At 44.1% G+C, this 26,846-nt stretch carries 26 protein-coding genes and 1 tRNA gene; 4 read left to right on the top strand and 23 right to left on the bottom strand.

Translation table 11 applies throughout. The features are described from left to right. Nucleotides 1-5: 5 nt before the first annotated feature. The 10 genes from J5A55_RS11490 to J5A55_RS11535 all read right to left on the bottom strand — a co-directional run bounded on the left by J5A55_RS11490 (nt 6) and on the right by J5A55_RS11535 (nt 7,879). Complete coding sequence (locus J5A55_RS11490) at nt 6-683, bottom strand: DUF5045 domain-containing protein (RefSeq protein WP_004382166.1); 678 nt, start codon at nt 681-683, stop codon at nt 6-8. Beyond that, on the bottom strand, nt 680-1,375 hold the full coding sequence (locus tag J5A55_RS11495) for a hypothetical protein (protein ID WP_004377175.1): 696 nt from the start codon (nt 1,373-1,375) through the stop codon (nt 680-682). The genes J5A55_RS11490 and J5A55_RS11495 overlap by 4 nt, the downstream gene beginning before the upstream one ends. A 14-nt stretch (nt 1,376-1,389) precedes the next feature. Then, entirely contained in the window at nt 1,390-2,118 is a 729-nt protein-coding gene (locus tag J5A55_RS11500) for a hypothetical protein (RefSeq protein WP_004382164.1), read from the bottom strand. Continuing rightward, entirely contained in the window at nt 2,100-4,985 is a 2,886-nt protein-coding gene (locus J5A55_RS11505; RefSeq protein WP_004382162.1) for a TraG family conjugative transposon ATPase, read from the bottom strand. The genes J5A55_RS11500 and J5A55_RS11505 overlap by 19 nt, the downstream gene beginning before the upstream one ends. Nucleotides 4,986-4,990: 5 nt before the next feature. Then, nucleotides 4,991-5,269 (bottom strand): DUF4133 domain-containing protein, encoded by a 279-nt coding sequence (locus J5A55_RS11510; protein ID WP_039851074.1) that lies wholly within the window; start codon nt 5,267-5,269, stop codon nt 4,991-4,993. Between the two features lie 62 nt (nt 5,270-5,331). Next, nucleotides 5,332-5,694 (bottom strand): DUF4134 domain-containing protein, encoded by a 363-nt coding sequence (locus tag J5A55_RS11515; RefSeq protein WP_039850887.1) that lies wholly within the window; start codon nt 5,692-5,694, stop codon nt 5,332-5,334. Nucleotides 5,695-5,797: 103 nt separating this feature from the next. Next, nucleotides 5,798-6,178 (bottom strand): hypothetical protein, encoded by a 381-nt coding sequence (locus tag J5A55_RS11520; protein ID WP_004382160.1) that lies wholly within the window; start codon nt 6,176-6,178, stop codon nt 5,798-5,800. Nucleotides 6,179-6,190: 12 nt separating this feature from the next. Then, the gene (locus tag J5A55_RS11525; RefSeq protein WP_004382159.1) at nt 6,191-6,793 is read right to left on the bottom strand and encodes a helix-turn-helix domain-containing protein; all 603 of its coding nucleotides are present in this window, start codon (nt 6,791-6,793) and stop codon (nt 6,191-6,193) included. Then, nucleotides 6,786-7,193 (bottom strand): hypothetical protein, encoded by a 408-nt coding sequence (locus tag J5A55_RS11530; RefSeq protein WP_004382158.1) that lies wholly within the window; start codon nt 7,191-7,193, stop codon nt 6,786-6,788. The genes J5A55_RS11525 and J5A55_RS11530 overlap by 8 nt, the downstream gene beginning before the upstream one ends. Next, entirely contained in the window at nt 7,190-7,879 is a 690-nt protein-coding gene (locus tag J5A55_RS11535; RefSeq protein ID WP_004382157.1) for a ParA family protein, read from the bottom strand. The genes J5A55_RS11530 and J5A55_RS11535 overlap by 4 nt, the downstream gene beginning before the upstream one ends. 448 nt (nt 7,880-8,327) lie before the next feature. Between J5A55_RS11535 and J5A55_RS11540 the strand changes: the two genes are divergently transcribed. Then, nucleotides 8,328-8,894, top strand: coding sequence for a hypothetical protein (locus J5A55_RS11540; RefSeq protein ID WP_004382156.1), 567 nt, complete (start codon nt 8,328-8,330; stop codon nt 8,892-8,894). Nucleotides 8,895-8,900: 6 nt separating this feature from the next. Here J5A55_RS11540 and J5A55_RS11545 read toward each other — a convergent pair whose 3' ends face one another. Further along, entirely contained in the window at nt 8,901-10,463 is a 1,563-nt protein-coding gene (locus J5A55_RS11545) for a relaxase/mobilization nuclease domain-containing protein (protein ID WP_004382155.1), read from the bottom strand. A gap of 68 nt (nt 10,464-10,531) precedes the next feature. After that, nucleotides 10,532-10,912 carry a hypothetical protein gene (locus J5A55_RS11550; RefSeq protein ID WP_004382154.1) on the bottom strand — a complete coding sequence of 127 codons (381 nt, stop codon included), beginning with the start codon at nt 10,910-10,912 and terminating at the stop codon, nt 10,532-10,534. 407 nt (nt 10,913-11,319) lie between these two features. Here J5A55_RS11550 and J5A55_RS11555 point away from each other — a divergent pair, with 407 nt between their 5' ends. Then, nucleotides 11,320-11,478, top strand: a complete 159-nt coding sequence (locus J5A55_RS11555; RefSeq protein WP_199879816.1) for a hypothetical protein — start codon at nt 11,320-11,322, stop codon at nt 11,476-11,478. A 56-nt stretch (nt 11,479-11,534) separates the two neighbouring features. Here the strand turns inward: J5A55_RS11555 and J5A55_RS11560 are convergent, their stop codons facing one another. Both J5A55_RS11560 and J5A55_RS11565 read right to left on the bottom strand, forming a co-directional pair. Continuing rightward, nucleotides 11,535-12,704 (bottom strand): site-specific integrase, encoded by a 1,170-nt coding sequence (locus J5A55_RS11560; protein ID WP_004382152.1) that lies wholly within the window; start codon nt 12,702-12,704, stop codon nt 11,535-11,537. 255 nt (nt 12,705-12,959) lie between these two features. Continuing rightward, nucleotides 12,960-13,032: transfer RNA gene (locus J5A55_RS11565), tRNA-Lys, on the bottom strand. A gap of 484 nt (nt 13,033-13,516) precedes the next feature. Here J5A55_RS11565 and J5A55_RS11570 point away from each other — a divergent pair. Beyond that, nucleotides 13,517-13,927 (top strand): hypothetical protein, encoded by a 411-nt coding sequence (locus J5A55_RS11570; RefSeq protein ID WP_004382150.1) that lies wholly within the window; start codon nt 13,517-13,519, stop codon nt 13,925-13,927. Between the two features lie 211 nt (nt 13,928-14,138). Here J5A55_RS11570 and glyA read toward each other — a convergent pair whose 3' ends face one another. Further along, complete coding sequence (gene glyA / locus J5A55_RS11575) at nt 14,139-15,419, bottom strand: serine hydroxymethyltransferase (protein WP_004382149.1); 1,281 nt, start codon at nt 15,417-15,419, stop codon at nt 14,139-14,141. A 209-nt stretch (nt 15,420-15,628) separates the two neighbouring features. Between glyA and J5A55_RS11580 the strand changes: the two genes are divergently transcribed. Then, nucleotides 15,629-16,009: a hypothetical protein gene (locus J5A55_RS11580; RefSeq protein ID WP_039851073.1), complete on the top strand. Its 381-nt coding sequence runs from the start codon at nt 15,629-15,631 to the stop codon at nt 16,007-16,009. A gap of 124 nt (nt 16,010-16,133) precedes the next feature. Here the strand turns inward: J5A55_RS11580 and J5A55_RS11585 are convergent, their stop codons facing one another. The 8 genes from J5A55_RS11585 to J5A55_RS11620 all read right to left on the bottom strand — a co-directional run bounded on the left by J5A55_RS11585 (nt 16,134) and on the right by J5A55_RS11620 (nt 26,831). Beyond that, nucleotides 16,134-16,457, bottom strand: coding sequence for a cupin domain-containing protein (locus J5A55_RS11585; RefSeq protein ID WP_004382147.1), 324 nt, complete (start codon nt 16,455-16,457; stop codon nt 16,134-16,136). Between the two features lie 83 nt (nt 16,458-16,540). After that, on the bottom strand, nt 16,541-17,518 hold the full coding sequence (gene queG / locus J5A55_RS11590; RefSeq protein WP_004382146.1) for a tRNA epoxyqueuosine(34) reductase QueG: 978 nt from the start codon (nt 17,516-17,518) through the stop codon (nt 16,541-16,543). Continuing rightward, the gene (locus J5A55_RS11595; RefSeq protein WP_004382145.1) at nt 17,515-18,147 is read right to left on the bottom strand and encodes a polysaccharide deacetylase family protein; all 633 of its coding nucleotides are present in this window, start codon (nt 18,145-18,147) and stop codon (nt 17,515-17,517) included. The genes queG and J5A55_RS11595 overlap by 4 nt, the downstream gene beginning before the upstream one ends. 139 nt (nt 18,148-18,286) lie before the next feature. Then, entirely contained in the window at nt 18,287-21,619 is a 3,333-nt protein-coding gene (locus tag J5A55_RS11600; RefSeq protein WP_004382144.1) for a DUF2723 domain-containing protein, read from the bottom strand. Nucleotides 21,620-22,320: 701 nt separating this feature from the next. Further along, the gene (locus J5A55_RS11605; protein ID WP_004382141.1) at nt 22,321-22,518 is read right to left on the bottom strand and encodes a hypothetical protein; all 198 of its coding nucleotides are present in this window, start codon (nt 22,516-22,518) and stop codon (nt 22,321-22,323) included. Between the two features lie 33 nt (nt 22,519-22,551). After that, nucleotides 22,552-23,322: a YaaA family protein gene (locus tag J5A55_RS11610; RefSeq protein WP_004382140.1), complete on the bottom strand. Its 771-nt coding sequence runs from the start codon at nt 23,320-23,322 to the stop codon at nt 22,552-22,554. Nucleotides 23,323-23,492: 170 nt separating this feature from the next. Continuing rightward, nucleotides 23,493-25,607, bottom strand: a complete 2,115-nt coding sequence (locus J5A55_RS11615) for a prolyl oligopeptidase family serine peptidase (RefSeq protein WP_004382139.1) — start codon at nt 25,605-25,607, stop codon at nt 23,493-23,495. A 21-nt stretch (nt 25,608-25,628) separates the two neighbouring features. Further along, a complete protein-coding gene (locus J5A55_RS11620) occupies nt 25,629-26,831 on the bottom strand; it encodes a GDP-L-fucose synthase family protein (protein ID WP_004382138.1) in 1,203 nt (400 codons plus the stop codon). Between the last annotated feature and the right edge of the window lie 15 nt (nt 26,832-26,846).

The following is a 26,846-nucleotide window of genomic DNA, read 5'->3' on the forward strand; positions in this document are numbered from 1 at the left end:
TAATGTTATCGTTTGTAATAGTTCTGCGCCATGCCGACAAGGTGCGCCACCCGGCTGACCATCTCCTCCATCTGTTTCTTGTATTGCTGGTAGGCTTTCTGCCGCTTGGCGTTTTCAAGTTCATACCCTGCACCTGTCCGATGGATGTAGGCGATGTCCTGGCAAATCATTTCATTCTGCCGTGTCAGTTCATCGACCTGATATTTCAGTTTGCCCTTGCTTCGCTGCATACAGAAGAGCAGTCCGTCGGCAATGGATTGCTGCATACGGTCAAAGTCGGCCTTGAACGAAGAATAAACCAAATCGACATTCCTGTCAGCTGCACGAGCAACTTCTTCTTTGTAGAGATCTTCTATCTTCATGGGTTCCTCTTCGGCTTTCTTCACCTTCTGCCGTTGCGTCTCTTCGGTGGTGATACGGGTGGGCATAATTCGCTTCACGTTGGATTTACTCTCCTTGAACCGTACTCTCCAGCCGGATTTGAGGAATCTCCATTGCCAATAAGTCTCACCGCCACTATACTTCTTATGCAGTAGGTAATAATACCATGCCGGGGAAAAGTCCCATGGTCCGTTTTCCATCGACTTCCACTGTTTTTCTTTCTGGTCGTCGTAGGTAAAATACTGTGCTGAAGCTGTTAGGGAATAAAGCATCCCGACAATGACGAATAGATACTTGCTCATACGCTGTTCCATTTATTGATTACACCCTCTGCTATCTTATCCGTCACCTCACTGTTGAGAATGTCCCAGATGTAGTCATATCTAAAGCCACCAACGGTAATAAGGCTGCACCATACATTGGCACTGTCAATAATTCCCCTCATGTTCTCAATGGAAGTTCTCAATTCCATGATAAGGTGCAGTCTCTCGTCCATTGAGGCCTTCATTACATTTATGCCACTGGCTGTAAGCGTGGCATAAAGAGTTTTGATGTTCTTGATTTCCCTTGCACACGCCATGTTCGCTTCGGTATAATACCATGCCACCATCGGTTTCTTGAACGTGTATTGGAAGGTGGAGCGTGTAAACTGAGAATACTCCTGTATCAGGCGGTACATACTGTTGGCCGTCGAACCCAACGCACCGGCCAAGATGACGTAGGAATAGCCATTATTCAATTTACTGTCCAAAGTCGTCCTGACATTGTTGAACTTGGTGGCACCTTTTGTAATAATGCTCTGCTCGCCAAAACTCGTTGTTACCTTTGCCAATGCCTTATCTTCTTCACCTTTGATGAGTTTATGCAGACTGATGAGGGCTTCAATGGTTGCCGGATCCCTCGGCGTGGGGATTACATCGGCAAAGATGGGAGCTGTTACCATGAAGCACCATAACAACAGCCCATACCTTTTTATATTCCATGCTCTTTTCATAGGCTCAAACTCCTTTAGACACCCAAGCCGTTCCAGTTGTCAATCAGTCCGTCAACGGAGTTCCGGACCGTGATATAGGCAGCCCACGACTCCACGTCAATGGCCATGAGCACATCTCCCCAGCTGTTACCGAACTGGCACATCATCACCATAACCTCCAGTTTATAGTGAATTTCAAGCAGACGACTGTAGATTTTGTTGGCCATCGTCAGCCGTTCATAGCGGTTGAGCAGGTTATATCCGTCGTCCTTGCCGTCCTCTTTTGCTGTACCTAAGGGATTGCGCACTTTGCCATTGTTCACAATATCCACAAAGTCGTGTACCAATCCCTCCGTTTCGGACACGAGGTTGGTCATCTCATTGAGGCATACCACATAGTTTTTGCCCGGCGACTTGCCGAGTTGTTTCAGCACGATGGGCACATCCTTGAAGATACCAGCTGTGAGCAAAACGATTTCGCCATAATATTTGCTTTCCTCCCCAAAGCCTGTAATGTTCTGCATGGAGAGCTGGTAAAGTTCCTTGATGCTTGCCATCGTAGCGGTGTATTTCATCAATTTCTCCTGCTTGGACTTGATGGAATCCAAACGCCCATTGTGCTTATCCTCTATGAGTTTCTGCGAGGTTGCATTGGACAAGACGGCAGCTGTGGTTTTCCTGTCGATTACCACACGCCAGCCAGCTTGAATATTCAGCGAGGCAAGGAGCATCGCCAGAACGAGAATTAACCTTGACTTTTCCATAAGCCCATAATGTTTTGATGTTCATTAACCTGCCGCGCGAAGTCGAGATATTTGCTTACCCCTGCCTGTCTGCGGTCTTTCTCTATCTCCGTGATGGCACGCTGGATGTTGCCACCATAATGTCTTGTGTAGATTTTGAGGGCTTCCTTTTCTGCCCGTTCCGTAGTATAGGCCCAGTAACATGCTGGTGGTTCCTCTACGCCGTACACGTCAGATACCTGCCCACGGCATATCCACACCTCCTTGAAGTAGTTACGCCCCTCGTGGTTGTTAAGCGCATTGATGGTGAAAATCTGCTGTCGCTGCACCGCTGTCAGTCCGAGGATGCCCGCTATTTCATCGTATCTGTCCTTGAACTTGGCCTGGTCGAGCAGGATTTTCACATCACTATTGTTGATGATTGCCTCCTTGACAATGGGCGAGTCAATCACATCGTTCAGCTCCTGTGTCACCACACCGGCGATGCCATGGAACTTACGCACCGTCTTATACAGATATTTGATGTATTCTGCCATCGTAGGCGAGGCTATCGCTTTCCATGCCTCTTCGATGATGAGAGCCTTGCGCCCTTTCTTGATACGCATCTTTTGGAGAAACACATCCATGATGATGAGCACCACGATAGGGAACAGCACTGGGTCGTCCTTGATCTTGTCTATCTCAAAGACAATGAACCGCTCATCAAAAAGTGACTGCTCCAAGTCGTTGTTCAAAGTACTCTCCAGTTCACCGCCACGGTAGAACTGTTCGAGGATGGCAGCGAAGTTGTCCATGTCAAAGGCAATCTTCTTCTCCGTCATCAGCTGCGGAATGCGTTCTAAGGCATATTCATAAAAGGTATTGAAGGACAGTTTCCTGACGGTCATCTTCCGTCTGCGCTGTTCCATCTTCTCTATCTTCTGTTCGATGCGCATGAGATAGCTGCCCTTGATCACCTCCGCCATGATGCGCATAAGCTGACGGTTGGCCACCACCTTTTCGCCTTCGGTCGCAGCTTTGTCATTGACCAAGGCATGTAGTTTCTCCACCTGACGCTTTGCCTTGACCTGATGCCGCACCTCTGCTTCTGAAAAGATGTCGTCCTTACCCTCTGCATAGTCCTTTGTGGAAATGTCGCTCTGATGTTCCTCAAAGTCCTGATAATAGCGATGCTCCACCTTCTCACCATACTTCTCATACTCGCCGTTCTTCTTATCCTCCAGCAAAAGTCGGTGGCGCAGTCTGTCCTTTTCTTCGGAAGAAAAGCCACGGAAAGGATGAAAGTAGGCATCGTAATACTCCACAATGACCTGATTGATGATGGCATCCTCAATCTTGGAGGGCATCTCGCTACCCTTGAAGATCAGGAAGATGAGGGATTTGAGGAAGTTCTTCTTCTCCCCGAAGTTCTGTCGGTACTCCGTCTTGGTAATCTTGAATGGATTCATGGAGATAGGATGCTCCTTGGAATAGGTAATATAGGTACCACCGAAGTAGCTGCATATGCCCTCGTAGCTGTCGCCAGTATCAACCATCACCACATCCGTGTTCTGCTCCAGAAGCTGGCGCACGACGCTATTCATGTGGAAGCTCTTGCCGCTGCCACTGGGACCAATACAGAAGAAATTAGCATTGTCGGTGTACTTGTGTGCACCTTCCTTGCCGGTAATGTCTATTGCCACAGGCAGCCCCTGCCGGTCCGTATAGTAGGTTTTGAGTGGAGTCTCCTCCGAGTGTTTCAGATGCTCCTTGAAGCAAAGGCAAAGGGCCGCGTCCGATAAAGTGAGGAAAAGGTCGTAGTCAGGATTGAAGGCATAGCCGTTGCCTGGAAAGCTACATGTGAAGAGTTCCAACTGGTTATAGGCTGAGCGGGATGGCATGATGGCACAGTCGTAGAGTTTTGTCTCGATGAAGGAGGTGACCGGGGTAATTTTATCGTGCGGACAACCGACGAGGATATTAAAGTTGGTATAGACCATCAGTTTGCTATCCACGGCCAACGTGTCCAGTAGCCGTTCTATATCTTCCTTAGCGATGCGGTTGGACGGGTCGGGCATGGAGCCGTGACGTTTTGCCTTGCCTTGCAGCTTCCGCATGAGTTTGCGTTGAGTAGGTATCTGGATGACCTGATTGTAGATGACGCAATCGGTATAAGGAATCTCCGTCAGGAAGGAGAAGAGGTCGGTGGCAATGTAAGTACCATTGATATTGACAGAGAGGAACGGTCGCACGAAGTTGGGCATGTTGATTTCATCTATATCGACCAATGGGAAGGATTTTACCGTCCTGTCACCAATCTTCAGGTTCTCATCTGAGCACTTGAAGTTGGTCATGGAAAACGGCCCCTGCTTGAACTGGAATGCCATGAAGCGGTGGAGATATTCTTCTATCTCCTGCTTATTCAGCTTGCGATGGGTGATACCTTTCTCTTGCAGGATGTCGGCTACCTTCGCCACCTTCACATGGAAGTCCTCCCATCGTTTAGCATCGTATTTCACGAAGGCATTGTGCGTACACTCCTGGGTAATGATGAGGAAGGTGCGAATATCGGTATAAGGCCGTCCCTCGAAATAGTTGAAATAGCTTTCGGTCAAAAACTCCTGTTCGCCTTCTGCCTCATGGTGATACTCCTGTTTGCAGAAAATGTCCTGTTTCTGCAGGGCATAGCCCTCGCCGAGTGTCTTGACGATGTTGGTCAGTACGTCCTGAAAGAGCCGATACAGGTCGGCATCTGTACAATACTGTTGCACAGGATTCTCTATCTCAAAAAAGACTGATGGATTGCCTTTTTGAGACCACAGCACCGTGTTAAGCACTTTCCCGTCCTTATCCCTGATGTCCTGCAACTGGGCAAAGAGTTTATCGAATGGTTTTCTTTTCTGTGCCATAACCGTTAGTGTTTGAAGATTCCATGATAGATGTAGATACCCTTATCCCGATGTTTGGCGTGAAGCCCATTGCGCTGCCGGATGTAGATGGTAGCCAGTCCGACAAGGGCAAGGACAATCATGGCGATGAAGCCCGCCAGTTTACCCAAGATGATGGAAAAGAGAAAGAAGCCGAGGAAGGACACACCGATGGCAACGGCGGCAAAGGTCAGGAAGCGGCCTCTGATACCCATGAACTCCAACGGTTTCTGTATGCCCTTGTATATAGGATAGAAATCTTCCATAGAACTTTGAAATTTGGCAGGAGCCAGACGCATGGTCAAATGGTCCGGCTCCCACCGGTTGATTACTTGAAGAAGAGCGGAAGTGCCTCCGACATGGCGATGAAAGCCACACAGCCACCGATGGTGAGCATGATGGTCTTCTTCACGTCCTGGTCGCCGTTCTGCATCTTGAAATACACATTGAACGCGCCTACGAGCACGATGACGGCTGCAATGGCCTTCATCAGGTTGGACACTGGGGTCTGATACGAAGATATCTCCGTGGTGGCCTTGGAGAAGCCGCCCGCACCCTTGCTGTTGGCCAACGCTGTTCCTGTACTCAGGGTGAACATACATGCGCACACTGCTAATTTCAAAGACTGACGCTTCGCAAAGCTCCAAGCACGTTTTACGCATTTTACTGCTTGTTCTCTTAATTGCGACATAATCGAATGGATTAAATTTCAAATTCAATTCCATGTTAAAGCCGTAAGTGAAACAAGTTAAAGTGCTACGTCTGAAATGTTAAAGATAAAGGTCGATATGTTATTATAAAGAAATGCCCTCTCTTTCGGGATCAAACTCCTTCCATTCGGCAAGCAAGTCGCCCAGCTCGCTGTTCTCTCCTTCTTTCGACAGATCTTCCACCTTGACCAGCAGGTCGTTTACTTCAATGCCGCCGGTCATTAGAAGTTCTGCCGTCTGCTTCCGCTTCATAGCAGCCGCCTTTTGCTTCTTGACGATGGGACGAGTGATAAGCACGGGGGTAAATTCCCTTACTTCATCAGAAATGTCGATGGCTTCCTCCTGCACCTTGTCGTCTTCGCTGGCAGTACGTTTTCTGCCTGTCAACAGGTCGTAGGCCACCGTGCCGAAGTAATAGCAAAGGTAGCAAACCACGATAAAACCGAGGAATATTTGAAAATTCATAAGCAATAGTCTTTAGATGAATGATGAACATTGAGCTGATGCGGCAAGATAGGCACTCATTGGTTGAAAGGTCAATCCCATTCTCTGTCCATTGCTCTCACGTATTGGGCGGCGCTTCAACTGCTCATTATAATATAAGGTGTTGTGCCCAGGGATGACAAGATAGCCGCACGATTTCAAGATGCTCTTCAAGACCACCCGTTTCTTGTTGCCCACCACCTTGATGTTTGTCTTTTGTGGCAATCCGAACAACACGCGGGCCTTCTCCCGTTTGATGATGCTCTTTCTGCTGCGCGACCATATCTGCCGGGCTTCATCCGCCGTCCTGCCAAGATGATACTTTTTCACGATACGTGAAACTGTCCGGGTGGAAATGCCTGTAAGCCGGGCAATCTCACTATGGGAATGGCTGCTGTATAGCCGACAGACGGTCTCTACTACCGTCATCGCCTTGGTGACAGGGTGTTTACGCAAGCCCAACTCATGCAGCTTTCGGCGTAAGCAGCTCAGAGAAATGCCCAAATGCCCTGCTAAAGCGGTATTGCTCATCTCCTTGTAGTGGTTGATAAGGAAATCCACCATTGGTGCGGTCCAGATAATACTTTGCCTATACATGATCTTGAAGGTTATTGACAATATAATCGTTACTGCGTAGAAACTCTTTGAGGTAGCCGCTGTTGGTGCCGATGAAGGCACGGAGGGCAGCGTTGATGATGTCGGTAACCGACATGTTGTTGATATTGCACAGCTTCAGCAAATCCACCACCTCGTTGTCTATCTCGTAGTTCTTGCGGTCGTACTTCTTGACACGGTAGCCGTACTGCTGGGCATATTGCTGAAAGAGCTGCCAACTGCCATTCGTCTGACGGATGTCAGTCGGTGCTGCCTTTAGCGTGGTTTGCGAAGGCTCTGGGGCTGATTGTCCTTTCACCTCATTAAAAACACCGTCTATGTCGGGCAGGTTGAGTAGGTCGTTGGTAGGCGTAGTCTGTGAATGTGGAATGGTTGTTTTCATTTTGTCAGCTCTTTAGGTTCGATGATCTGTTGATACATAAAGTCGAAGGTAGGCGACACGATGTCGTTTTGCGGTCCCATCAGTTCAATGGTGTTGTAGCGTTGCATATCTGCCTTGACCTCAATGCGTGGCGCAACCAGTCCGAAGTGGCGCAGCCTTTCCTCCGTCTTATCCCACAGCTCCAGTTCCGCCTTCCGGCCATACCGCTTGTCCCATTTGTTCACAACGAAGATGAACCGGCTCTTCATGATGGGCAGCATGTGCTGTAGCTTGGCGATAAAGCCGATGAAAGTGGCGGTAGAACTGATGGAGGTCGCCTCGAACTGATAGGGACAAACGATGTAATGGCTCAGGGCGAAGATGGGCACCAGTCCCTGTTGCGACAGATTGCCGGGAGTGTCCATCAGTACGAAGCCTTTATAGCCGTTACGCAGATTCGTCAGGAACTCTCTCACGTTGTTGGTGTCTTTGATGTCGAATGTCTGCACGGTATAAGGCAGTCGCACACCTTCATATTTCCCAAGGTCTTCCTGCCGTTTGGAATAGATAGTCTGCTGACGATCGAAGTCTACAACGAGCACGCTCTCTCCCTTTGCTGCCAGGTAATCGGCGAACATCGTGCAGAGCGTGGTCTTTCCGACACCGCCCTTCTGATTGGCAAAGGTTATCATGATGTTGTCTCTCATTGTCGAGTTTGTTATTAGTTGTGAGATAATAACAAACTCCTTTTTGGAAGGCCGGTTATCAAATGGAGTTGGGCCCCAGTAGCGTTATTTCGTGAAATAAGCATCTTAAGAAGTAGGTAAATGAAGAAGATGTTAAATCGTGAAATCATTGGCAAAGATAGTGTTTCCGCTTTATACTTGCAAATGGTCTTTCATCCCAGAATATCCTCATTTATAGATGGTTAATGTCCCTTTGTGTAAATGTAATAAGATGTAAGATTAGGGAAAGCGATGTGTGGGGATTGACCAAAAATCAGACGAAGAATAAAGATTAAGACTATTTAACGGTTAGAGATCCGCAAGTGGTGAAAATGTACGGATAGTTTTTGGTGCAGTCAAAGGAGAATATACGAAGATTGTCGTATCTTTGTCATTGGAAATAAAAATCATTATCATAATTTTTCTGTCTATGAAAAAACTATTAGTTGTCGTATGTACCTTGATGTTGTCGGCTTCAGCGATGGCGCAGCAAACCATTGAAAGCCAGATTACAGAGTTAAAACAAAAGATAGAAGCACAGCAGCAACAGTTGAATGGACTCTCTCAACGTGTGAGTGAGGTAGAACAGTTGAATGTCAATTTGCGTAAAGCGATGGACTTTGGCAAGGCCATCACAACGATGCAGGGTAGCAACGGCATTACCTACAAACTAATCTCACTGAAGGGTAATAAGGCGGAGAAATCTATCACGGCAATTTTTCAGATGTCCACCACAAGTGAAATGGTAGATATGATAGTTTCCGGCTACGAAGCCTCCTATGTAGATCTGTATGGAGAACGACAAAAGACAGAGCATCTTACCGTAGGCAACGATGTTATGGTCAGGGTATTCAAAGATACCCCAACCAATGGTCGTATCATCTTCAACGATGTGGATATAGATAAGGTTAAGGAAATCAAACTGTTGCGCTTCGATGTTCTCAATGGAGAGAACAAGGAGTCTGTTATGTTTAAGGACTTGAAGGTGGAGTGGTAAAAACGACTATCTTTTCAGCTTCCACTCTCCATCTACCTCATATCCACCGTTGCTACCCACTTCCCATTCGGCATTGCGGTCGGATGCCGAGGTTTGGTGCGAAAGGACGTTATTGAGGAGACCGTTAGAAGGATGGGTTCTTCGAGCTGCCATAGGTCGAAGTTCTTGCAGAGCCGGAAGGAGTGCTTTGAAGTCGATGCCTTCTGAAACTAAATTGAAGATGCACCTGTGTGTGAAATCGACACAATAATATTGGTCACCTTGCTTGAAAATGGCGAGGTGATTCTCTTTTAATGCCACCTCCAAGTCTTGCTTCTCAGTTGATGCTGCCAGATTGTTCAGCATTTCTACGGCAAAGCCATTATTGGGCTTGCTGTGTGGCTCTATATAAATAAGGTGGGGATTCTCAATCTTCCAGATATGGCAGAGAATGTCACGCTCGGTCTCGTTGGTAGGGAAAAATGCCTGGACACGGCGCAGCATGAAGTTGAACTTCAATACCTTTTGCACGTTATCGCTCAGGGCAACCTCCCCGCCACCAAGTAATTTGAAACGCCCCTTGGCAATGCGGGTACCGTACTGTCGCCACAACATTCTATTGAGTTCGTAGGCAATCATCCGGGGATTATCCTCCAGCATGGCATCTACATAGAGTTCCACCTTATTGATACGTTCCTCTTCGCTCATGAAGTGTTGCAGCTGTTTGATGGAGAGCACACTGCCACCTTTATACACCGCCTGTTTGTGATGATCCACAATCATGTAGCCGTATGGCTTGTCCTTTGAACCGAAGAAGACGAGCGATACACCAAACTTCTTTTGCATGATGTTTGACAACTCGCCACGGCTGGAAACCATGTTACGGTACTTCTTTATTATAGCCCCCAACTGCCTACGACGTTTGTAGGATTCCTTTTCATCAATGGTTGAAAACCCTGCTATCAAGTCATCCTTAGTAATCTTGGTGCGTACACGACCGCCGCGTGCTATTTCGAGGTTGCCGTCACGCTCGAAACATTCATAGCCGGATGCCTCCATGATAGCTTTGAATTGAGAGAGAGAATTGAACTTGTAACCGAGGGCTTCCTTCAAGAATAGGTCGGCACGCAGTTCTTCATCTTCGCCGACGATCTTGTTGATAGCCTCCTGCGATCGGATGCGCTCATGGTTATGGTCTATCTTCTGCCCGTTGGGATTCACCCGACTGGTGATGATGTGCAGGTGATTATTGTCGGTGTCATTGTGCGCATAGATAAGAAGCGGTTGCCCTTCATCATCATAGCCCATTTCATGAAGATACTGGTGGGCAATATCCAGAAGCTGCTCCTGGGAATATTCATGTCCTCGGCAGGAGATGGCAACATGAAACTGCGCCTTGCGGATATGCTCGTTTCTTGCCGAATAGTCAATCAGGTATTGTTGCAGCTGTTCGGGAGTATAGCTATCAGCGGCTCCCACATAACCGAAGTTCTTCATTTCAAGAAGCACAGCCTGGCCTTTGGCAACTTTTCGCTCGTTGTACTCAACGGCATGGAATGTCGTGCTGGAGGGTAATATGGTTGCTATCATCGTTTTCTTGTGTGTTCGTGAAAAGATGTGATTGATAAATCGGTATTTACCGATTACGGCTTTTCGCTTTATCGTGTTAATCGTTTGGCTATCTGATGCTGTTCCTGTTTTATCGCTGTTAAGAGCTTTTGTAGCTCCATGATTTGAGGATAAAGCACTTTCTCAAAATAGGGAAGTGTCAGCTCATTGGCTATCGCCAGTTCGTTGGCTCGCTTGACCACCTGATTGAAGTTACCGCCCATCCATGCCAAGTCCTGCTGATACTTCTTGTAGAAGGCTGTCATCTCGTTGAGTGCGGCTATCTTCCGCTTTGTTCCCGTGTCGTCAAATTGCTTGATAGCATCCCAAATCATGCTACTTACCGTTTTGTAGTTAGTAGCCTTCTGTTTAATCAGCTCGGCATCCTGTGCAGAAATCCTTATCCAGAGTCTTTTCGTTTTCCGTTCCATATTCTTCCATTTTTATTCTGAGTTGCGAAGAATAATCCCCAACTTGACAGAGTTGGCAAGTCACTTTTGTCCGCACAAAAGTACAACTTGCTACCCAAACTCCGTAAGGGAAATGTAGTCCCGCCTCCTGCCTCTCTGACATAAAGTTAGCAAGAAATGACGAGCCGCCGTGTTCCTGTGCATCTTTTTCGATAAAAGCGTTTTCGTGAAATCGGGATAATGAAATCCCGATTTAGCGATATAGGGAAAAAACTAAGTCACAAGACCGTTTCTTTACGAATTAGCAAAGAAACGAAGTTGCTAAATAGGGATAATACGAGAATATTAAACCGTGAAATACATGCTGATAGCCAGTGTTTTAGATGCTGTATTATTTGCTTTTTTCAGATATTTTTCGTATCTTTGGTATGGCTAATAATGTTTCAGATGCAAGTATTTCTGTTTGTATATATCATATTCAGGGCTATCTTCCAACTGATAGGTTGGGTGATACAGGGCTTTTTGTATGTCTTGTGGATGCTCTTTGGTGGCATCGCATATTTGGTGAACTACCTGATGGAGCGTAAAACATAAAGCCATGCCTCGGAGTTGGAGGTATGGCTCTATGTGGTGTGTCATCAAATCATCTGATTGCTCGCTGAAGATTCTCGGCGTGCCGCTCAATCGTAGTCTTTAGCACCTTTGCGTAGATTTGCGTCGTTCGGATGTTTTTATGTCCGAGCATGCGCGAAACATTCTCTATGGGTATGTCGTGGGCGAGCGCCAGCGTTGCAAATGAATGTCTGGCTATATGGAAAGTCAACGGCTTGTTCAACTTCAGGGCAGCCTCAATGAGGTGAAGAAAATCGTTTGCTTTCTGATTGGAGATTTTAGGAAGAACGAACTTGTACTTTTTTAGCACTTCCATGGCTGGTCCCAGGATAGGGGTGAAAAACTTCGATGTTGTCTTGATGCGGCTTCCATCTATGTAATACAACTTTCCCTGCTGTTCAGTCATTTTCTCAAAGTCGAAGGCCTGCACATCACAATAGGCAAGCCCGGTGTATGCAGAAAAGACGAACAGGTCGCGAACCTTGTCTAATTTATCGTCCAACTTAATCTTTCTCAACTTTTGCAGCTCAGCCTCTGTCAGTGGTTCTCTTTCCTTGCACTCTCCACGCTTGAATTTTACTTGAGTATATGGATCAACTCCAATCTTACCCTCAATATATAATAGGTGGGAATACTTCTTCAGATGTTTGTGATAGGTATGTATTCCAACATCTGATCGCGTACCGTCGTGTAGCCATTCATCAAAAGCCACCAAATTATTACTCGTAAGATCTGTAAGCTTTTGAATCTTGCCAAATCTCTTCAATGCGTTCAGCGTGCATTGCTTATGTTTTCGAGTCCCCTCACTAATATCTTCAGTCTCGATATGCTCCTTCATATATTCTATGAAGTTGATGGAAGGTTGAACTTTTGTCTTGGGCTTTGCAGTAACAACCTTCTTTGGGGCGGAGATGAATGATGGCTGTTCTTCTTCACCATAATAATAAGCATCGAAGGTGGCAATCGTCATCTCATTGCCCAGTAACTCCATAGCTCCGACAATCTGTTCACATTTTCTTCGCTCGGCTTTTACCTGTGGTGAGGAAGCAAACTTTTCCCATTTTCCAACAGGAACATCGCCTAAAGAAATGTACTTACGCTCTGTTCTGCCAAGGTAGATGCGTAATTCTACTTTGCCGGAGCCACGTTTAGCCGCTTGTTTCTTTCTGTCAAAAATAACTGTTACGTTCTCTTTTAGCATAGTTTAACTTATTAAATCGGCTAAAGGAGTGATTTTGGGGTCTGAATGTGCAAGTGGTAACACATTTTTTGGGGGTGGTAACACATTTGGTAACACATTTCGTTCCCGACAGGGCTTTTTAATTCCCGTTATGTCCTGTTAGCCGTAGGTTCAACATTTAGCATAACTTCCTCTAAATGCGCCATTTAGCTAACAAGTGCCGTGTATAAACGGAAAAGAGGACTTCATTTCTGAAATCCTCTTTTTAGTGCTTAGTGACCCGCATGGGGCTCGAACCCATGACCCCAACATTAAAAGTGTTGTGCTCTACCAGCTGAGCTAGCGGATCTCCATTGCTCTTGTTAATTGCGGTTGCAAAGGTACTAAGTTTTTCTGAGCGTACCAAATAATTTGAGACATTTCTTTCTTTTAACCTTGTTCATAGAGTTCTTTTATGCTTTTAGGCGTTTCCTTGGTAAGTGTCGATGGTAGACACATGTGGTGCGCAGCCTCCAATGAAAGCGTAGAAATGATGGAGATGAAATGATGAGAGATTGATCTGATAAAATGAAAACCAATTTTGCTGTCACTCCTGTCATTCAGTTTGATGTTATAATATTCTGGTTTACAGCTTGTTATGCGAAGTGTTAAAAGTGACAGCAACTATAATTAAAACTAAATTAAGGTATTTGTGGGTTAGAAAGATTATGTTTTTCTTTTGTAATTTATGCTATGCTCAATTATTTTATGTAAGTTTGTACGTTCTTATTAAGTATACATTCTATGAGTGATGTATGCTTGCATAATGATTAGGTAAAGATAACTTCATTGCAATGAAATATTTTCTTTTGAATGTTTTGTTAGTTCTTTGTGGTTGTAGCTCTTATGACTATAAAGTATCATCGCTACCAAGTAAAGAACTTTCCTATCAAGAATTACCAAAGGAAGTAAGGCTTCGCTTGTCATCAATTAAGCCTTGCGACCCTTCAACGGGAGCGCTCCTTGTAGTTGATTCTATAGATAGTTTGAGGTATTCGTTAGAAGATGTAGCTACAATAACGGGACCCTGGTTAGCCTTTATAAAGTTGACGGATAATAAAAAGGGATTGGTCTATAGGATAGAGCGGGATGTTCCTGAACCATTCATAATACTTGATGGTGCATTGTATATCCCTGACAGATATAATATACTCTGTAGTGATGAGATTCAAAGGGCGAAGTATGTAAGGTATCAATTAAGGTGATTGTTTTCTTTTAGTGTGTAACTTTAAAGAACGTAATAAGATTATCATATACAAAAAGGGGGCGATATTAAAAGTATGGATTATTCAATCTTATTTAGTTATATAGCTTCGCTAATACTAATGGATTGCCATCCGTTGGACATAAATCATTATATCCTTACTTTTAATAGCTCCCTTCTTGTAATCTTTTAAATGCTAGTAAGCCTTACTATTAGTAAGCAAAGAGAGGATAAGCAGCCATTGTCTCGTTTACTTTCTCACGTACTCTCTTGATTACCTGTTCGTTTTCTGGATCAGCAAGAACCTCATCAATGAGTTCTGCAGTGAGCAACATCATGTCTTCCTTACATCCACGTGTTGTCATAGCTGCTGTTCCGAGACGCAAACCACTTGTCTGGAATGCTGAACGCTCATCGTATGGTACCTTATTCTTATTGGCTGTGATATCAGCAGCAACAAGCGCCGTCTCTGCCACCTTTCCAGTAAGGTCTGGATATTTCTGACGTAGATCGAGCAACATAGAATGGTTATCCGTACCACCACTAACAATGCTGAAGCCCTTATCAACGAGTGCTTGTGCAAGAACAGAAGCGTTTTTCTTTACCTGCATTGCATATTCCTTCCAACTTGGAAGAAGGTTCTCACCGAAGCCAACAGCCTTTGCTGCTATGACATGCTCTAATGGTCCGCCTTGGTTACCAGGGAATACTGCAGAGTTGAAGAGCATTGACATTGGTTTTACAACGCCTTTCTTTGTAGTAAGTCCCCATGGATTCTCAAAGTCTTTACCCATTAGAATGACACCACCACGTGGTCCACGAAGTGTCTTATGGGTTGTTGTTGTAACAATATGAGCATACTTTACTGGGTTATCCAACAATCCTGCAGCAATGAGACCAGCAGGATGTGCCATGTCAATCATCAATAATGCACCTACTTTGTCAGCTATTTCGCGCATACGCTTATAGTCCCATTCACGGCTATAAGCTGATCCTCCACCAATAATTAGCTTTGGTTTATGTTCGAGAGCGAGCCTTTCCATCTCATCATAATCCACTCTTCCCGTCTCACGATTCAGTGTGTAACCAACGTGGTGATAAAGGATTCCAGATGTATTCACCTCACTACCATGAGAGAGGTGCCCTCCTTGGTCAAGGTCGAGCCCCATAAATGTATCACCAGGTTTTAGTACTGCGAGCAAAACAGCTTGGTTTGCTTGTGCGCCAGAGTGTGGCTGAACATTGGCATACTCTGCTCCGAAGAGTTGTTTAACACGCTCAATAGCAAGTGTCTCAACTTGGTCAACCACTTGACATCCACCATAATAGCGTTTGCCGGGATAACCCTCTGCGTACTTGTTAGTGAGGTAAGAACCCATAGCCTGCATTACTTCATCGCTAACAAAATTCTCAGATGCAATCAGCTCCATGCCTTTCAGCTGTCGCTTATGTTCCATCTCAATGAGGTCGAAAATTTCTTGATCTCTTCTCATGTGTATCAAAAGTTTTAAAGGAGTCCGTGTTTTTCTAGACGAACTCGGGGTTAGTAATATGCCGCAAATATACGAATTAATGTTCTAACATGCAAACGTATCAAAAAAATAATGTATCTTTGCAGGCACAATCTCTTATTCTCTTGATTAGTAAGGATAATCTTCTGACGAATAAAAGATTAGTTCTGATAATTAAACAGCAATATATTATGAAACTTAAAGAGTTGTTTCAAGCCTACGAGTTTGATGAGATTTATCCACACATAGGTCTTATGTTTCCTAAAGGGCGGCATTTGCGGAATGAGTTCCGTAATGCATACGACTTGTTATTAAGCATTAATCCTGTGTTATCAAAGAAGCAGATCCGGTATCAACTGATGGAAGATCCCGATACAAATGAGATGTTCTTTGGTGCTGACGACCATGATTTCAATGGTCCATGGGATGTGTTATTAGGCAAGGAAGTGAAGAAAGAGCCGAAAGTAGACCTAACGGATGAGGAGTTAGTGGCTAATTGTCTGCTTAATACAGTCCTCATTGGTCGTCATCCTCGCCCCTTTGACAAAGATTATCAAGCAATTATAAAGTAAGATATAAGTAGTTTGAAGTTTGGTAAGATATAATTTCTCGAGATATCATAGATGTTATTAGGACTCTATGATACCTCGGAAATTTGTTTATGAGACTTTTACCTTTGTCTCGTAAAAGTATTTTTTAACCTCTAATCATTGTAATTATCATCTTGAAACGCTCTGCTGCATTTACTGAATGATGGGCATTGTTAGGGATGATGAAGCTTTCACCTGCACTAATAACGTGCTTTGTGCCTTCGACTGTTAGCTCCATCTTACCTTCAATCACCTGTATGAGAGCATCAAAAGGTGCGGAGTGTTCTGATAAACCCTGACCTGCATCGAAGCTGAAGAGTGTCACACTTCCTGCGTTGCTATGTACTAATTCCTTGCTAATTACACCACCGTCAGCGTAATCAATTACCTTGTTTGCTGAAAAGATAGTACCTTTCTCTAGTTTTGCCATATCCTTATAATTAAATTGTTTATAATTGTTTTCTATCTCCTAACAAGCAATTATAATGCCATAGAAAGCCTTGGTAACAAATGTTACTCGTTCTCTTTATGCTGTGTTGCAGCTATATTTCGTTTCAAACCTTCGAACTTTACACGCTTAACAGCTGACCCTTTAAATAATCGTCGATAATCTTCAATAGAGAGATTGTGCCATGCTTCCTTACTCATTGAGAGTAGTTCGGACTTCGGTTGTAGACTTGGTTCGGTGTTAGGAGTGGCAAAACGATTCCAAGGACAGGCTGTTTGACATCTGTCGCAACCATAGATTGTGTCGCCCATAGCTGCCTTTGCATCCTCTGACAAGTCCCCTCTATTCTCAATCAGTTGGTACGATAAGCATCTATCTGTATGAAAGTCTTCATTCGGAATGATGGCTTTTGTAGGGCAAGCATCTATACATCTATGACAGTTACCGCACCTACTTTCCATAGGTTCGTCATATTTATCAACGTCGAAAGGAAGGAATATCTCCCCGAGAAAGAACATCGAACCAGCATGAGGAATGATAAGTTGATGATTCCGCCCAACCCATCCTAAGCCTGCTTTCTGTGCCCAATAACGTTCAAGAACAGGTGCTGTATCACAGAAGCAACGTATCTCTAATTCCTCCTCTTGTCCTTCCTTGTTTTCTTGAAAAGCATTAGGATAAGGTTCTGATTCCATTATCTTATTAGCCAACTCCCGCATCTTTACCTTCATCAAGTCATGGTAATCCTGTCCAAGAGCGTATGCTGCAAACTGATATTCACCTTTAGGTAGGTGTTGAGAAGGGGCATAATTGAGGGCAAGAGATACTATACTTCGCACACAAGGAACCAGTTTACAAGGATCGAGACGCTTCTCTAAATAATTCGACATATATGCCATGGTTGCTTCCTCACCATTCTCTAACCATTTCCGATACCCTTTTGCAACCTCTTCATCGACAGGTTCTGCCTTTGCAACCCCACAAGTGAAGAATCCGAGACGCTTTGCTTCTTCCTTTATCCATGTTGCGTTGATATTAATCATCTTGTTTCTTCGGGATTATCGGGGAATGTCTTAAACTCATAACCCTGTTCTTTGAGCCATTGAAGTGACTCTGGAAGTGCAGTACGGAGCTTATCTATACTCTTTAAAGAATCATGAAAGGTGATGATAGAACCATTTCTTGCATATCGTTTTACGTTCTCCACCACGTCTTTTGCAGTCAATAACTTAGAATAATCACGTGTGACAAGATCCCACATTACAACCCTGTAATTCTGTTTCACCCACCAGTAAACAGTGTGTCGAAGCCATCCATGAGGTGGGCGGAAGTAGGGGGTATTAAGTAAGTTATCAGCTTTTGTGACATCAACAGCGTAAGTTAACGTCCAATGTCTAAATGATCCGAGGTGATGATAGGTGTGATTTCCCACTTTATGCCCTCTTCTTATCACCTCTTTATATAGGTCTGGATGTTTCCTTACATTATCTGCCACCATAAAAAACATAGCCTTTGCACCGAATTCATCCAATACATCAAGGATGAAAGGAGTGGCTTCTGGGATGGGACCATCATCAAAGGTAAGGTATACAGAATGGTCATTCTTATCCATACGCCATAATGCGTGAGGATAAAAGAGGCGTAGCCATCGTGCTGGTTGTTCTATTAACATTGATACTTATAGCTGCTTTTAATAAGTGATGAAGTATGATATAAGAAGAAACTGGAGTGTAGTCATCCATATAAGGTAGACCACGCTCCAGTTTTATTTATTCCGTCTTTATCAAGACATAGGTTCTTTTAAAGTTGGATTATTCACCCTGCTTCCATGTACCTCCTATACTTGCAAACCTGTTCATAAGCCCGTTCAACTGTTGAGCATGCTTGTTAGCCCATGCTCTATCAGTATGATCATTAGCATTAACAAGATTCATCATAATTTGAAAGTGCATCTTGCATGAGCTTTGAGACATATCAAAGTAACGTGGAGGAAGCGACATGTAGTAATTAGCGTACTGCATTGAAGTCTTCCAAAGAGCGTCATATAACTGGCGAGCCTTTGCTTTCTGTCCCAACATGGCATAAGCCTGCGCCATGTCACCAGAGCCACTCATGTAACTTATTGGTACATTATAATAAGGTATCTCTTTCTCTACTTTCTGCAGAACCTTCAGTGCTTTGGCTTTCTCACCCTTAGCAATAAGGTGGAGCGCAAGGTCTGCCATCTCACGACGATGCGTATAACACATACGTGCAACAGTCTCGTCAATGTAGAGACCAGGCTTATTGAGACCTCCCCACTTAAATCGATTCATCATGACGTTATAGGTCTTTTCTGTATCGAAATTACGTAGATTGATTCCCAATGGATTGTTTCCACCTTGTGTCGTATTGAATGGTGTGATACGATTTACTAATCCCTCTTGAATGAAGTTATCACCGAGATTCATGAAGTTCTCACTTCCTACGGTAACAGCTACATAGAGTGGGCGAGTCCAATTACAATTAGCAATCATCTCAAGCATCATCAAGTCATTCTTATATAATGCCTGCTTCCCTGCCAAAGAGATAACCATACGATCAGGAATAGAGTCACCCGGACGCATCATACCACTCCGTTTCACCGCTTCCTTATCGATAGTCATGTAAATGGTATCGGTTGGAATGAGGTGAGTGTCTTGGTTCTTTGAACGTACCCAGTACTTTAGTATATTCTTTAACTCGAATGGTTCGTCACCAAACTGAGCCTTTGCAGCCTCTGGATTCTGCTTATAGAAGTCCAAAACCTGCTGTTTGAACTCTGGTTGAATAGGTATAATCTCATTCGTACCACTCACATAATCAAGTCGTGGCCATGATATTGGCACACTCGGAGAGTTGTAAGCAGGGCGACGCATCTGGTCTATATACCAGTCAGTCTGTAGGTAAGAAAGGTTGCAAACACGTGTGTCTGTCCTTACACCTTCAACCTCTTGATTGTACCAAAGTGGGAAAGTATCATTATCACCATTGGTGAAGATGATAGGAGCTCCCTTATCTTGAAGTGACATCAAATAGTTCTGTCCGAAGTCACGACATGTATAACGACCAGAACGATCATGGTCATCCCAAGTCTGTGATGCCATCTGAATTGGCACGAGCAAACAAACAAGTGAGATCACAGATGCCGATAGCACTGGTGCAATCTTCAGTTTTCTTGCCCAATCATAGAGTGCCAAAACACCCAAGCCACACCATATTGCGTAGGCATAGAATGATCCCGCATAAGCATAATCACGCTCACGTGGCTGGCTAGGAGTCTGATTCAAATAGATGACAATAGCCAATCCTGTCATAAAGAACAGGAAGAATACCACCCAAAACTGCTGTATTCCACGCTTGCCACGCCATGCTTGCCAGAACAACCCAAGTAGTCCGAGCAATAATGGAAGACAATAGAATACATTGTGACCTTTGTTTGCTTTTAGCTCATCTGGCAGTTGACTCTGATCCCCATAGAGTGCGTTATCGATGAACGATATACCTGTTATCCAGTTACCATGCTCTGGTTCACCATTGCCTTGTAGGTCGTTTTGACGTCCAGCAAAGTTCCACATGAAGTAACGCCAGTACATGAAATTACATTGATAAGAGAAGAAGAACTTTAGATTCTCCCATTGTGTAGGCATCTTCACACCGTCAACATCATGCCCCGTAACGCCTCCCATCCATTGTTCATACTGTGCAGCATGAGCGTCATCATACATTCGTGGGAAGAACATGTTCTGTTGGAACACCTGCGTAGCCTTGTTTCTAACGAGGAAGTAAGAGTCTTTCTCATCCTTAGAAGCCTTCTCTTTACGCTCATAGACAGGCGCTCCCTCCTTGAATTTATAGTGCATACCATCCTCTGCCACTGCCGGTTGACTCGAATAAGCCTGACCGTAGAGTAGGGGACGATCACCATACTGATCACGACTCAGATAACTACCCAGTGTGAAAATATCCTCTGGTGAGTTCTGATCCATCGGAGGGTTAGCTGTAGAGCGAATAACTATTACGGCATAAGATGAGTAACCGATTATCAGCATCAGCATACATAGTAAAGCTGTGTTCTTGACACGTGCAGTTACCAACATTACCGGTTGATTCTTACCATCCTTGTTAACTGGTCTGCGCCAGCGCAAAAGGAAGAAAACAATGGCTAAAACAACAATTCCGATGAAGAAAGCACTCCATCCATAACCATAGAAAGGAATACCAATTAAGGCAAAAGCCAATAGGAATGCAATGTTCTGGCGAGCCTGACTCTTATCCTGATAAGTCTCATAAATGCCCCACACAAAAGCGGATACAAGCAGTACTATATATATAATGGTACCCGTGTTGAATGGCATGCCCAAGGTGTTAGTAAAGAACAATTCAAACCATCCACCTACGGTGATAATACCAGGAACAACGCCATAGAGGACGGCAGCAACTAATATTACCGAGATGAGAAGAGCGAATAACGACCCCTTAAGATTGGCATCTGGCACCTTTTTATAATAGTAAATTAGAACAATGGCAGGGATACAAAGGAGGTTCAACAGGTGTACACCGATTGAAAGACCAGTCATATAGAAGATTAATACCAACCATCTGTCGGAATGTGGTTGGTCTGCAACATCTTCCCACTTGAGTATCAACCAGAAGACAACAGCAGTAAAGGCTGATGAGTAAGCATACACTTCACCCTCAACAGCAGAGAACCAGAACGTATCACTGAAGGTGTAAATCAATGCACCGACAAGACCTGCTCCCTCGATAGCAATAGTCTTTGCAAGTGACGGAGTACTACCATCACGAACGATAAGACGGCGTGAAAGATGGGTAATAGTCCAAAACAAGAACATGATACAAGTAGCCGACAGCAATGCACTCATCGTGTTGACCATCTTTGCAACTTGTGTTGGATCACTCGCAAAGTGTGAGAATAAATTAGCAGTAAGCATGAAGAACGGTGCCCCGGGAGGGTGACCTATCTCTAACTTATAGCCTGTTGTAATGAACTCTGGACAGTCCCAAAAGCTGGCTGTTGGCTCAATTGTGGAACAATATACGAATGCGGCGACTAAGAAAGCCACCCATCCTACGATGTTGTCCACCAATCTGAATTGTTTCATTTGTGTGATTAGTATTTACAATCTACCGCTTATCAGCATGGGAAAAGGGCAGAATCTGTTTATTCCGAAATAATCTCTGCAAAGGTAGCAATTATATATTAAGAATCAATGAAAGATGGTTTGAAAATATATTAAAATGCTTTTCTCTTCGATTAGCTCCGTCTGGAATATATCCTTTCTTTGCTGTTTTAAGGTTGTTATTAAGCCATTCAACTCACCATAAAAACACGAATTTAATTTTAATTTAGTTTGCTGTCACTTTTAACACTTCGCGTAGTTTATTGGTTTACAGCACTTTATGATATACAATTAACTGACAGGAATGACAGTAAAAATGAAATTGCTCTTAGTCTGCCAAGTATGAGCTTTTTGTATCAGAAGCCTCTCCATGTCTTGAGAGAGGAGGGGATGTCTCTAAATCTCTCCCCGTCTGTCCCTACTTTGTGACATCTACTCCAATTGACGAGGGCGTTTCTTTATATCAACGAGGGCGTTTCCTTGCTTCAAAGAAAGGCTCTCTTGAATGCGAGAAGGGCGTCTCTTTCTTTGTAACCTCTTGTTTGTTGCTAACGAGACCAAGTCTCGTTACACATCTCCCAGTACTCAGCTACCATGTAAACACACATTTCGCTAAGTATTTTTCGCCTTTCGGAGAGGTAGAGTGGGGCTTTTAGGGGGATTTTGGGAAGGCTACTATTGAATTATAACCGACCGATTTCTGACAGTACATCAGCCACATCTTCGGGTGTATTGAATAGGATTCCTTCCTCCAACTCATTATCTGATAACTGATTAAGAAGCTCTTTTGCGGATGCCTCATCAAAGCGTGGTTCACCCTTTGTGTTGGTCTTTGCGAGTAGAGCTGATAGTATTTCTTTGCGGAATTCTTCGATTGACATAATACTAATAGGTTATTGTTTGGAGTAAAAGAGTTATACGTTTTGCATTAAAATAAAGTGTGGGTGCGCCTCATCGCCATAGTTAGCTTGATAAGTAAAGCCCTCATATTCAAATGAAAGGAGGTCGCTTGGTTTTGTGAGACGATTGCGAAGAATATAGCTCGTCATCGCTCCTCGACAGCTCTTGGCATATACACTCACAGCCTTCACACGGCTACCTTGATCTACCATAAACTGCGGTTGGATAATACGAACAGCTTTTTGTAGTCGCTTCCAGTCGAAGAGTTGCTGAAACTCTGCCGTTGCCAAGTGTACAAGCACGCCGTCATCATCTTGCACCGCATTGATGAGCATATCGGTTAGTAAGGGCTTCCAATATGCAAACATATTTTTTCCTTCGTTCGATGTGAGTTTTGTTTTACCCTCAAGACGATAAGGGTGAATGAGATCCAAGGGGCGCAAGAGTCCATAAAGAAAGCTCGTTATCCATAGATGATCATCGGCAAAACGGAAGTCATCGGGACTATATTGCTGTGCTTTCAAGCACTTATAAGCCTGTCCATAATAGGCTAGGAGAGCCGGAAGAAGTGCCTCCCGATTGAAGAAGTCTTGATAACGTAGCTTGTTTTCCAGGGCTATTTTCTCATTGCAATGTAGTTCCTTGGATAGGATATCAACGGATATCTCGCCCAGTTCTAACGCCATTCTCCCCACTTCCTTACCGAAGTGTGGTTCGTGCGTGAAGGGTACTTGCACCGAAGTGGTGCTATTCATTATCTTTGCCGAAGCAAGTAGTATTTGCATATTTAGTGCATATTGGGGGCTTTGCAGGAGTTAATAAGGTTATAGGAGTTAATGAAGTAAAGACAATACTGCCGTTGATTGCATTGCTTTCATACGACTACAAGCAACAGAAGGGATGTCTTAACTCCATTCACTCCTTCACTTCTTTCACTCCTATAGAAGTCTATTTCCTAATACTTCAACCCCATATTATAAAGGATGAAACCATAGATATCGGCTTGTTCCTCTAGTTGTTTAGATAGAGGCTTACCACTTCCATGTCCCGCCTTAGTATCAATACGAATCAAAGTAGGTGTGTCGCCAGCATTACAAGCTTGTAAAGTGGCAGCAAACTTGAATGAATGTGCAGGCACAACACGGTCATCGTGGTCGGCAGTTGTTATGAGTGTGGCTGGATAATGAGTGCCAGGACGAAGGTTATGAAGCGGAGAATACGAACGAAGATACTCAAACATCTCCTTTGAATCGGCACTTGTTCCATAGTCAGGAGCCCAGTTCCAACCAATAGTGAACTTGTGGTAACGCAACATATCCATTACTCCCACCTGTGGAATACATACCTTAAAGAGGTCAGGGCGTTGCGTCATACAAGCGCCAACAAGCAGTCCGCCATTTGAACCACCCACTATGGCGAGATAATCCTTGCTGGTATATTTGTTTGTAATCAACCATTCCCCAGCAGAGATAAAGTCGTCAAACACATTCTGTTTATGTAGTTTCGTTCCAGCGAGATGCCACTCTTCTCCATACTCACTACCGCCTCTCAAGCATGCTTGTGCATAGATACCTCCATTCTCAAGGAATGGTATTCTGTTAGATGCGAAGTAGGGTGGCATGGCAATGTTAAAGCCTCCGTAACCATAAAGATACACCGGATTCTTGCCGTTGCGTTTAAGTCCTTTCTTATAAGTAATGAATAGTGGGACACGTGTACCATCCTTACTTGGATAGAAGATTTGCTCTGTTACGTAGTCAGAAGACCGAAACTTAACCTTCGGAGTAGCATATACTTTGCTTTCATTTGACGCTATATCGTACTGATAAATAGAGTTTGGAATGGTGAAGGAAGAGAATGAATAGAATACTTCCTTGCGGTCTTTTTTACCATAGAAAGCGGCACTTCCCACTGTTGGTAACTTGATTTCTGCCAGTTGTTTACCATCTAAGTCATAGACAAAAGCATGATTGGACGCATCCTTCATATAGTTTAGTATCATCTTACCATCTACGAAGGTCACGTCTTCCAACATATCTTTACTTTCAGGGACAAGCGTTTTCCACTCATTGAATCCAGGGTGTTCTATATCCGTAACCATCAATCGGTTCTTAGGAGCACCATCATTCGTGAGGAAGTACATCTTATCACCTATAGTCTGTACAAGGCTATATTGCAAGTCAAGATTTGATGTCATCTGAATGAACTGACTATTGGGTTTGCGTAAATCACGTACATATACGCAATTACCAGAGCCTGCACCGCTTTCGTAAAGGAACATCATTGTCTCGTCCTCGTTGGTAGATACGGAGTAAAAACGCATGGGATTAGCTGGGTTCTGATAGAACAACTGGTCTTCAGACTGCGGTGTTCCAATCTTGTGATAATAGATCTTCTGCACTGCATTCACATTACTATATTCATGTCCTTTAACGGGTGCGTCGTAGGCACTATAGTAGAATCCATCCCCCTGCCAAGCGGCACCTGAGAACTTAGCCCACATGATATGATCATCAAGGAGTTCGCCTGTTTGAGGGTTCATAACATAGAACTCCTCCCAGTCACTACCACTACGTGATATGGCATAAGCCGCATATTTACCATTATGAGAGAAGCTAATACTTTTCAAAGCAACCGTTCCGTCCTCTGATAACTTATTAGGGTCAAGGAGGATGCGAGCGTTCTTCTCATCACCAAGATGGTCCATTACGTAAAGGACGCTTTGGTTCTGTAGACCATTATTCTTATAGAATAACCACTTCCCGATAGCCTTATTATAAGAAGGTGCAGATAACTTCTCGTAATTAGCTAACTCTTTCATGCGTTGGAAGAGTTTGCTTCGGAAAGGAATGCGAGCAAGGTACTGTTGTGTTACCTCATTCTCCTTCTTCACCCACTCGGCTGTTGCTTTAGAGCTATCATTCTCTAATGGGCGATAAGGGTCAGCCACTTTTACACCGAAATAGGTGTCAACTGTGTTGTCTTTAGGCGCTTGCGGATAGTTAATCTTCTGTGCCATTACACTCGTTACGGACATTACTGCCGCTGTTAATAATACTTGCTTCTTCATATGGTAAAAGGTTAAAATGAATTATCTTAGGCTTTCTTGATACCACTCATAGAGCTTCTCTACACCTTGATCTATCTCTACTTTATGTGTCCAACCAAGTCTATGGAGCTTCTCAACATCGATGAGTTTGCGTGGAGTACCATTGGGTTTATCAGCATCCCAGACAATTTCTCCCTCGAAATGAATGGTTTTCTTTACGAGTTCCGCCAGTTCTTTAATGGTTAATTCTTTGCCAGTACCAACATTAATGTGGCAGTTTCGAATCTCACCTAACGATGGGATAGCACCTCCACGACCCTCTGAATTGTTGCGATCGACGGCTCCATCAATCTTAGCACCATAGAAAACACTTGAATACTTATCGATTCCGATGATGTCTTTGAAGTCTACATTCAAGAGGACATGCACGCTGGCATCAGCCATATCTTCGCTCCAAAGGAACTCACGAAGTGGACTACCATCACCCCAGAGTGTCACTTTATTGCTCTCGATTCCATAGAATGATAATGCCTTTAAAATGCGTTCCTTAGCGTTCTTTCCATCAACATTTCCTTCGCCAATGAGTGCCCTCAACTGGTCAGTTGGGTTGATGGGACGTTTGTCCATGTCGTTGCGTATAGCATTCCAGTTGTCCTCGTGGATGAGTTTAGACAAGTAGATCTTACGCATCATGGCTGGCATTACATGTGAGTTTTCTAAGTGGAAGTTGTCGTTAGGACCATAGAGATTGGTTGGCATAACGGCTATGTAATTCGTTCCATATTGTAGGTTGTAACTCTCGCACATCTTTAGTCCCGCGATCTTAGCGATGGCGTATTCCTCATTTGTATATTCAAGAGGAGAAGTGAGAAGCGCATCCTCCTTCATTGGTTGTGGTGCATTCTTAGGATAGATACAAGTACTTCCTAAGAAAAGTAACTTCTCCACACCATGGAGATAGCTCTGTTCTATGACATTGCATTGCATCTTCATATTCTGCATAATGAAGTCTGCACGATACAAAGAGTTCGCCATGATACCACCAACGAAGGCTGCAGCCAATACAACTGCATCGGGTTTCTCCTCATCAAAGAATCGCTTTACAGCAAGCTGATCGGTTAAGTCTAACTCCTTATGTGACCTACCCACAAGATTCTTGTAACCTCTTTTTTCAAGGTTATTCCATATAGCTGAACCCACCAAACCATGGTGTCCAGCTACATAGATCTTACTATCTTTATTCATACTTCCATATTCTTG

It is taken from the genome of Prevotella veroralis (assembly GCF_018127765.1).
In the GTDB taxonomy this organism is placed as follows: Bacteria; Bacteroidota; Bacteroidia; order Bacteroidales; family Bacteroidaceae; genus Prevotella; species Prevotella veroralis.

Coding starts and splice junctions, on each gene's coding strand:
- J5A55_RS11490 (WP_004382166.1), bottom strand. CDS start 683: ATGAGCAAGTATCTATTCGTCATTGTCGGGATGCTTTATTCCCTAACA.
- J5A55_RS11535 (WP_004382157.1), bottom strand. CDS start 7,879: ATGAGAGACAACATCATGATAACCTTTGCCAATCAGAAGGGCGGTGTC.
- J5A55_RS11570 (WP_004382150.1), top strand. CDS start 13,517: ATGAAATATTTTCTTTTGAATGTTTTGTTAGTTCTTTGTGGTTGTAGC.
- J5A55_RS11595 (WP_004382145.1), bottom strand. CDS start 18,147: ATGTTAATAGAACAACCAGCACGATGGCTACGCCTCTTTTATCCTCAC.
- J5A55_RS11550 (WP_004382154.1), bottom strand. CDS start 10,912: ATGGAACGGAAAACGAAAAGACTCTGGATAAGGATTTCTGCACAGGAT.
- J5A55_RS11530 (WP_004382158.1), bottom strand. CDS start 7,193: ATGAAAACAACCATTCCACATTCACAGACTACGCCTACCAACGACCTA.
- J5A55_RS11600 (WP_004382144.1), bottom strand. CDS start 21,619: ATGAAACAATTCAGATTGGTGGACAACATCGTAGGATGGGTGGCTTTC.
- J5A55_RS11545 (WP_004382155.1), bottom strand. CDS start 10,463: ATGATAGCAACCATATTACCCTCCAGCACGACATTCCATGCCGTTGAG.
- J5A55_RS11525 (WP_004382159.1), bottom strand. CDS start 6,793: ATGTATAGGCAAAGTATTATCTGGACCGCACCAATGGTGGATTTCCTT.
- J5A55_RS11555 (WP_199879816.1), top strand. CDS start 11,320: ATGGCTAATAATGTTTCAGATGCAAGTATTTCTGTTTGTATATATCAT.
- J5A55_RS11605 (WP_004382141.1), bottom strand. CDS start 22,518: ATGTCAATCGAAGAATTCCGCAAAGAAATACTATCAGCTCTACTCGCA.
- J5A55_RS11560 (WP_004382152.1), bottom strand. CDS start 12,704: ATGCTAAAAGAGAACGTAACAGTTATTTTTGACAGAAAGAAACAAGCG.
- queG (WP_004382146.1), bottom strand. CDS start 17,518: ATGATTAATATCAACGCAACATGGATAAAGGAAGAAGCAAAGCGTCTC.
- J5A55_RS11585 (WP_004382147.1), bottom strand. CDS start 16,457: ATGGCAAAACTAGAGAAAGGTACTATCTTTTCAGCAAACAAGGTAATT.
- J5A55_RS11500 (WP_004382164.1), bottom strand. CDS start 2,118: ATGGAAAAGTCAAGGTTAATTCTCGTTCTGGCGATGCTCCTTGCCTCG.
- J5A55_RS11515 (WP_039850887.1), bottom strand. CDS start 5,694: ATGTCGCAATTAAGAGAACAAGCAGTAAAATGCGTAAAACGTGCTTGG.
- J5A55_RS11510 (WP_039851074.1), bottom strand. CDS start 5,269: ATGGAAGATTTCTATCCTATATACAAGGGCATACAGAAACCGTTGGAG.
- J5A55_RS11615 (WP_004382139.1), bottom strand. CDS start 25,607: ATGAAGAAGCAAGTATTATTAACAGCGGCAGTAATGTCCGTAACGAGT.
- J5A55_RS11610 (WP_004382140.1), bottom strand. CDS start 23,322: ATGCAAATACTACTTGCTTCGGCAAAGATAATGAATAGCACCACTTCG.
- glyA (WP_004382149.1), bottom strand. CDS start 15,419: ATGAGAAGAGATCAAGAAATTTTCGACCTCATTGAGATGGAACATAAG.
- J5A55_RS11520 (WP_004382160.1), bottom strand. CDS start 6,178: ATGAATTTTCAAATATTCCTCGGTTTTATCGTGGTTTGCTACCTTTGC.
- J5A55_RS11620 (WP_004382138.1), bottom strand. CDS start 26,831: ATGAATAAAGATAGTAAGATCTATGTAGCTGGACACCATGGTTTGGTG.
- J5A55_RS11495 (WP_004377175.1), bottom strand. CDS start 1,375: ATGAAAAGAGCATGGAATATAAAAAGGTATGGGCTGTTGTTATGGTGC.
- J5A55_RS11540 (WP_004382156.1), top strand. CDS start 8,328: ATGAAAAAACTATTAGTTGTCGTATGTACCTTGATGTTGTCGGCTTCA.
- J5A55_RS11580 (WP_039851073.1), top strand. CDS start 15,629: ATGAAACTTAAAGAGTTGTTTCAAGCCTACGAGTTTGATGAGATTTAT.
- J5A55_RS11505 (WP_004382162.1), bottom strand. CDS start 4,985: ATGGCACAGAAAAGAAAACCATTCGATAAACTCTTTGCCCAGTTGCAG.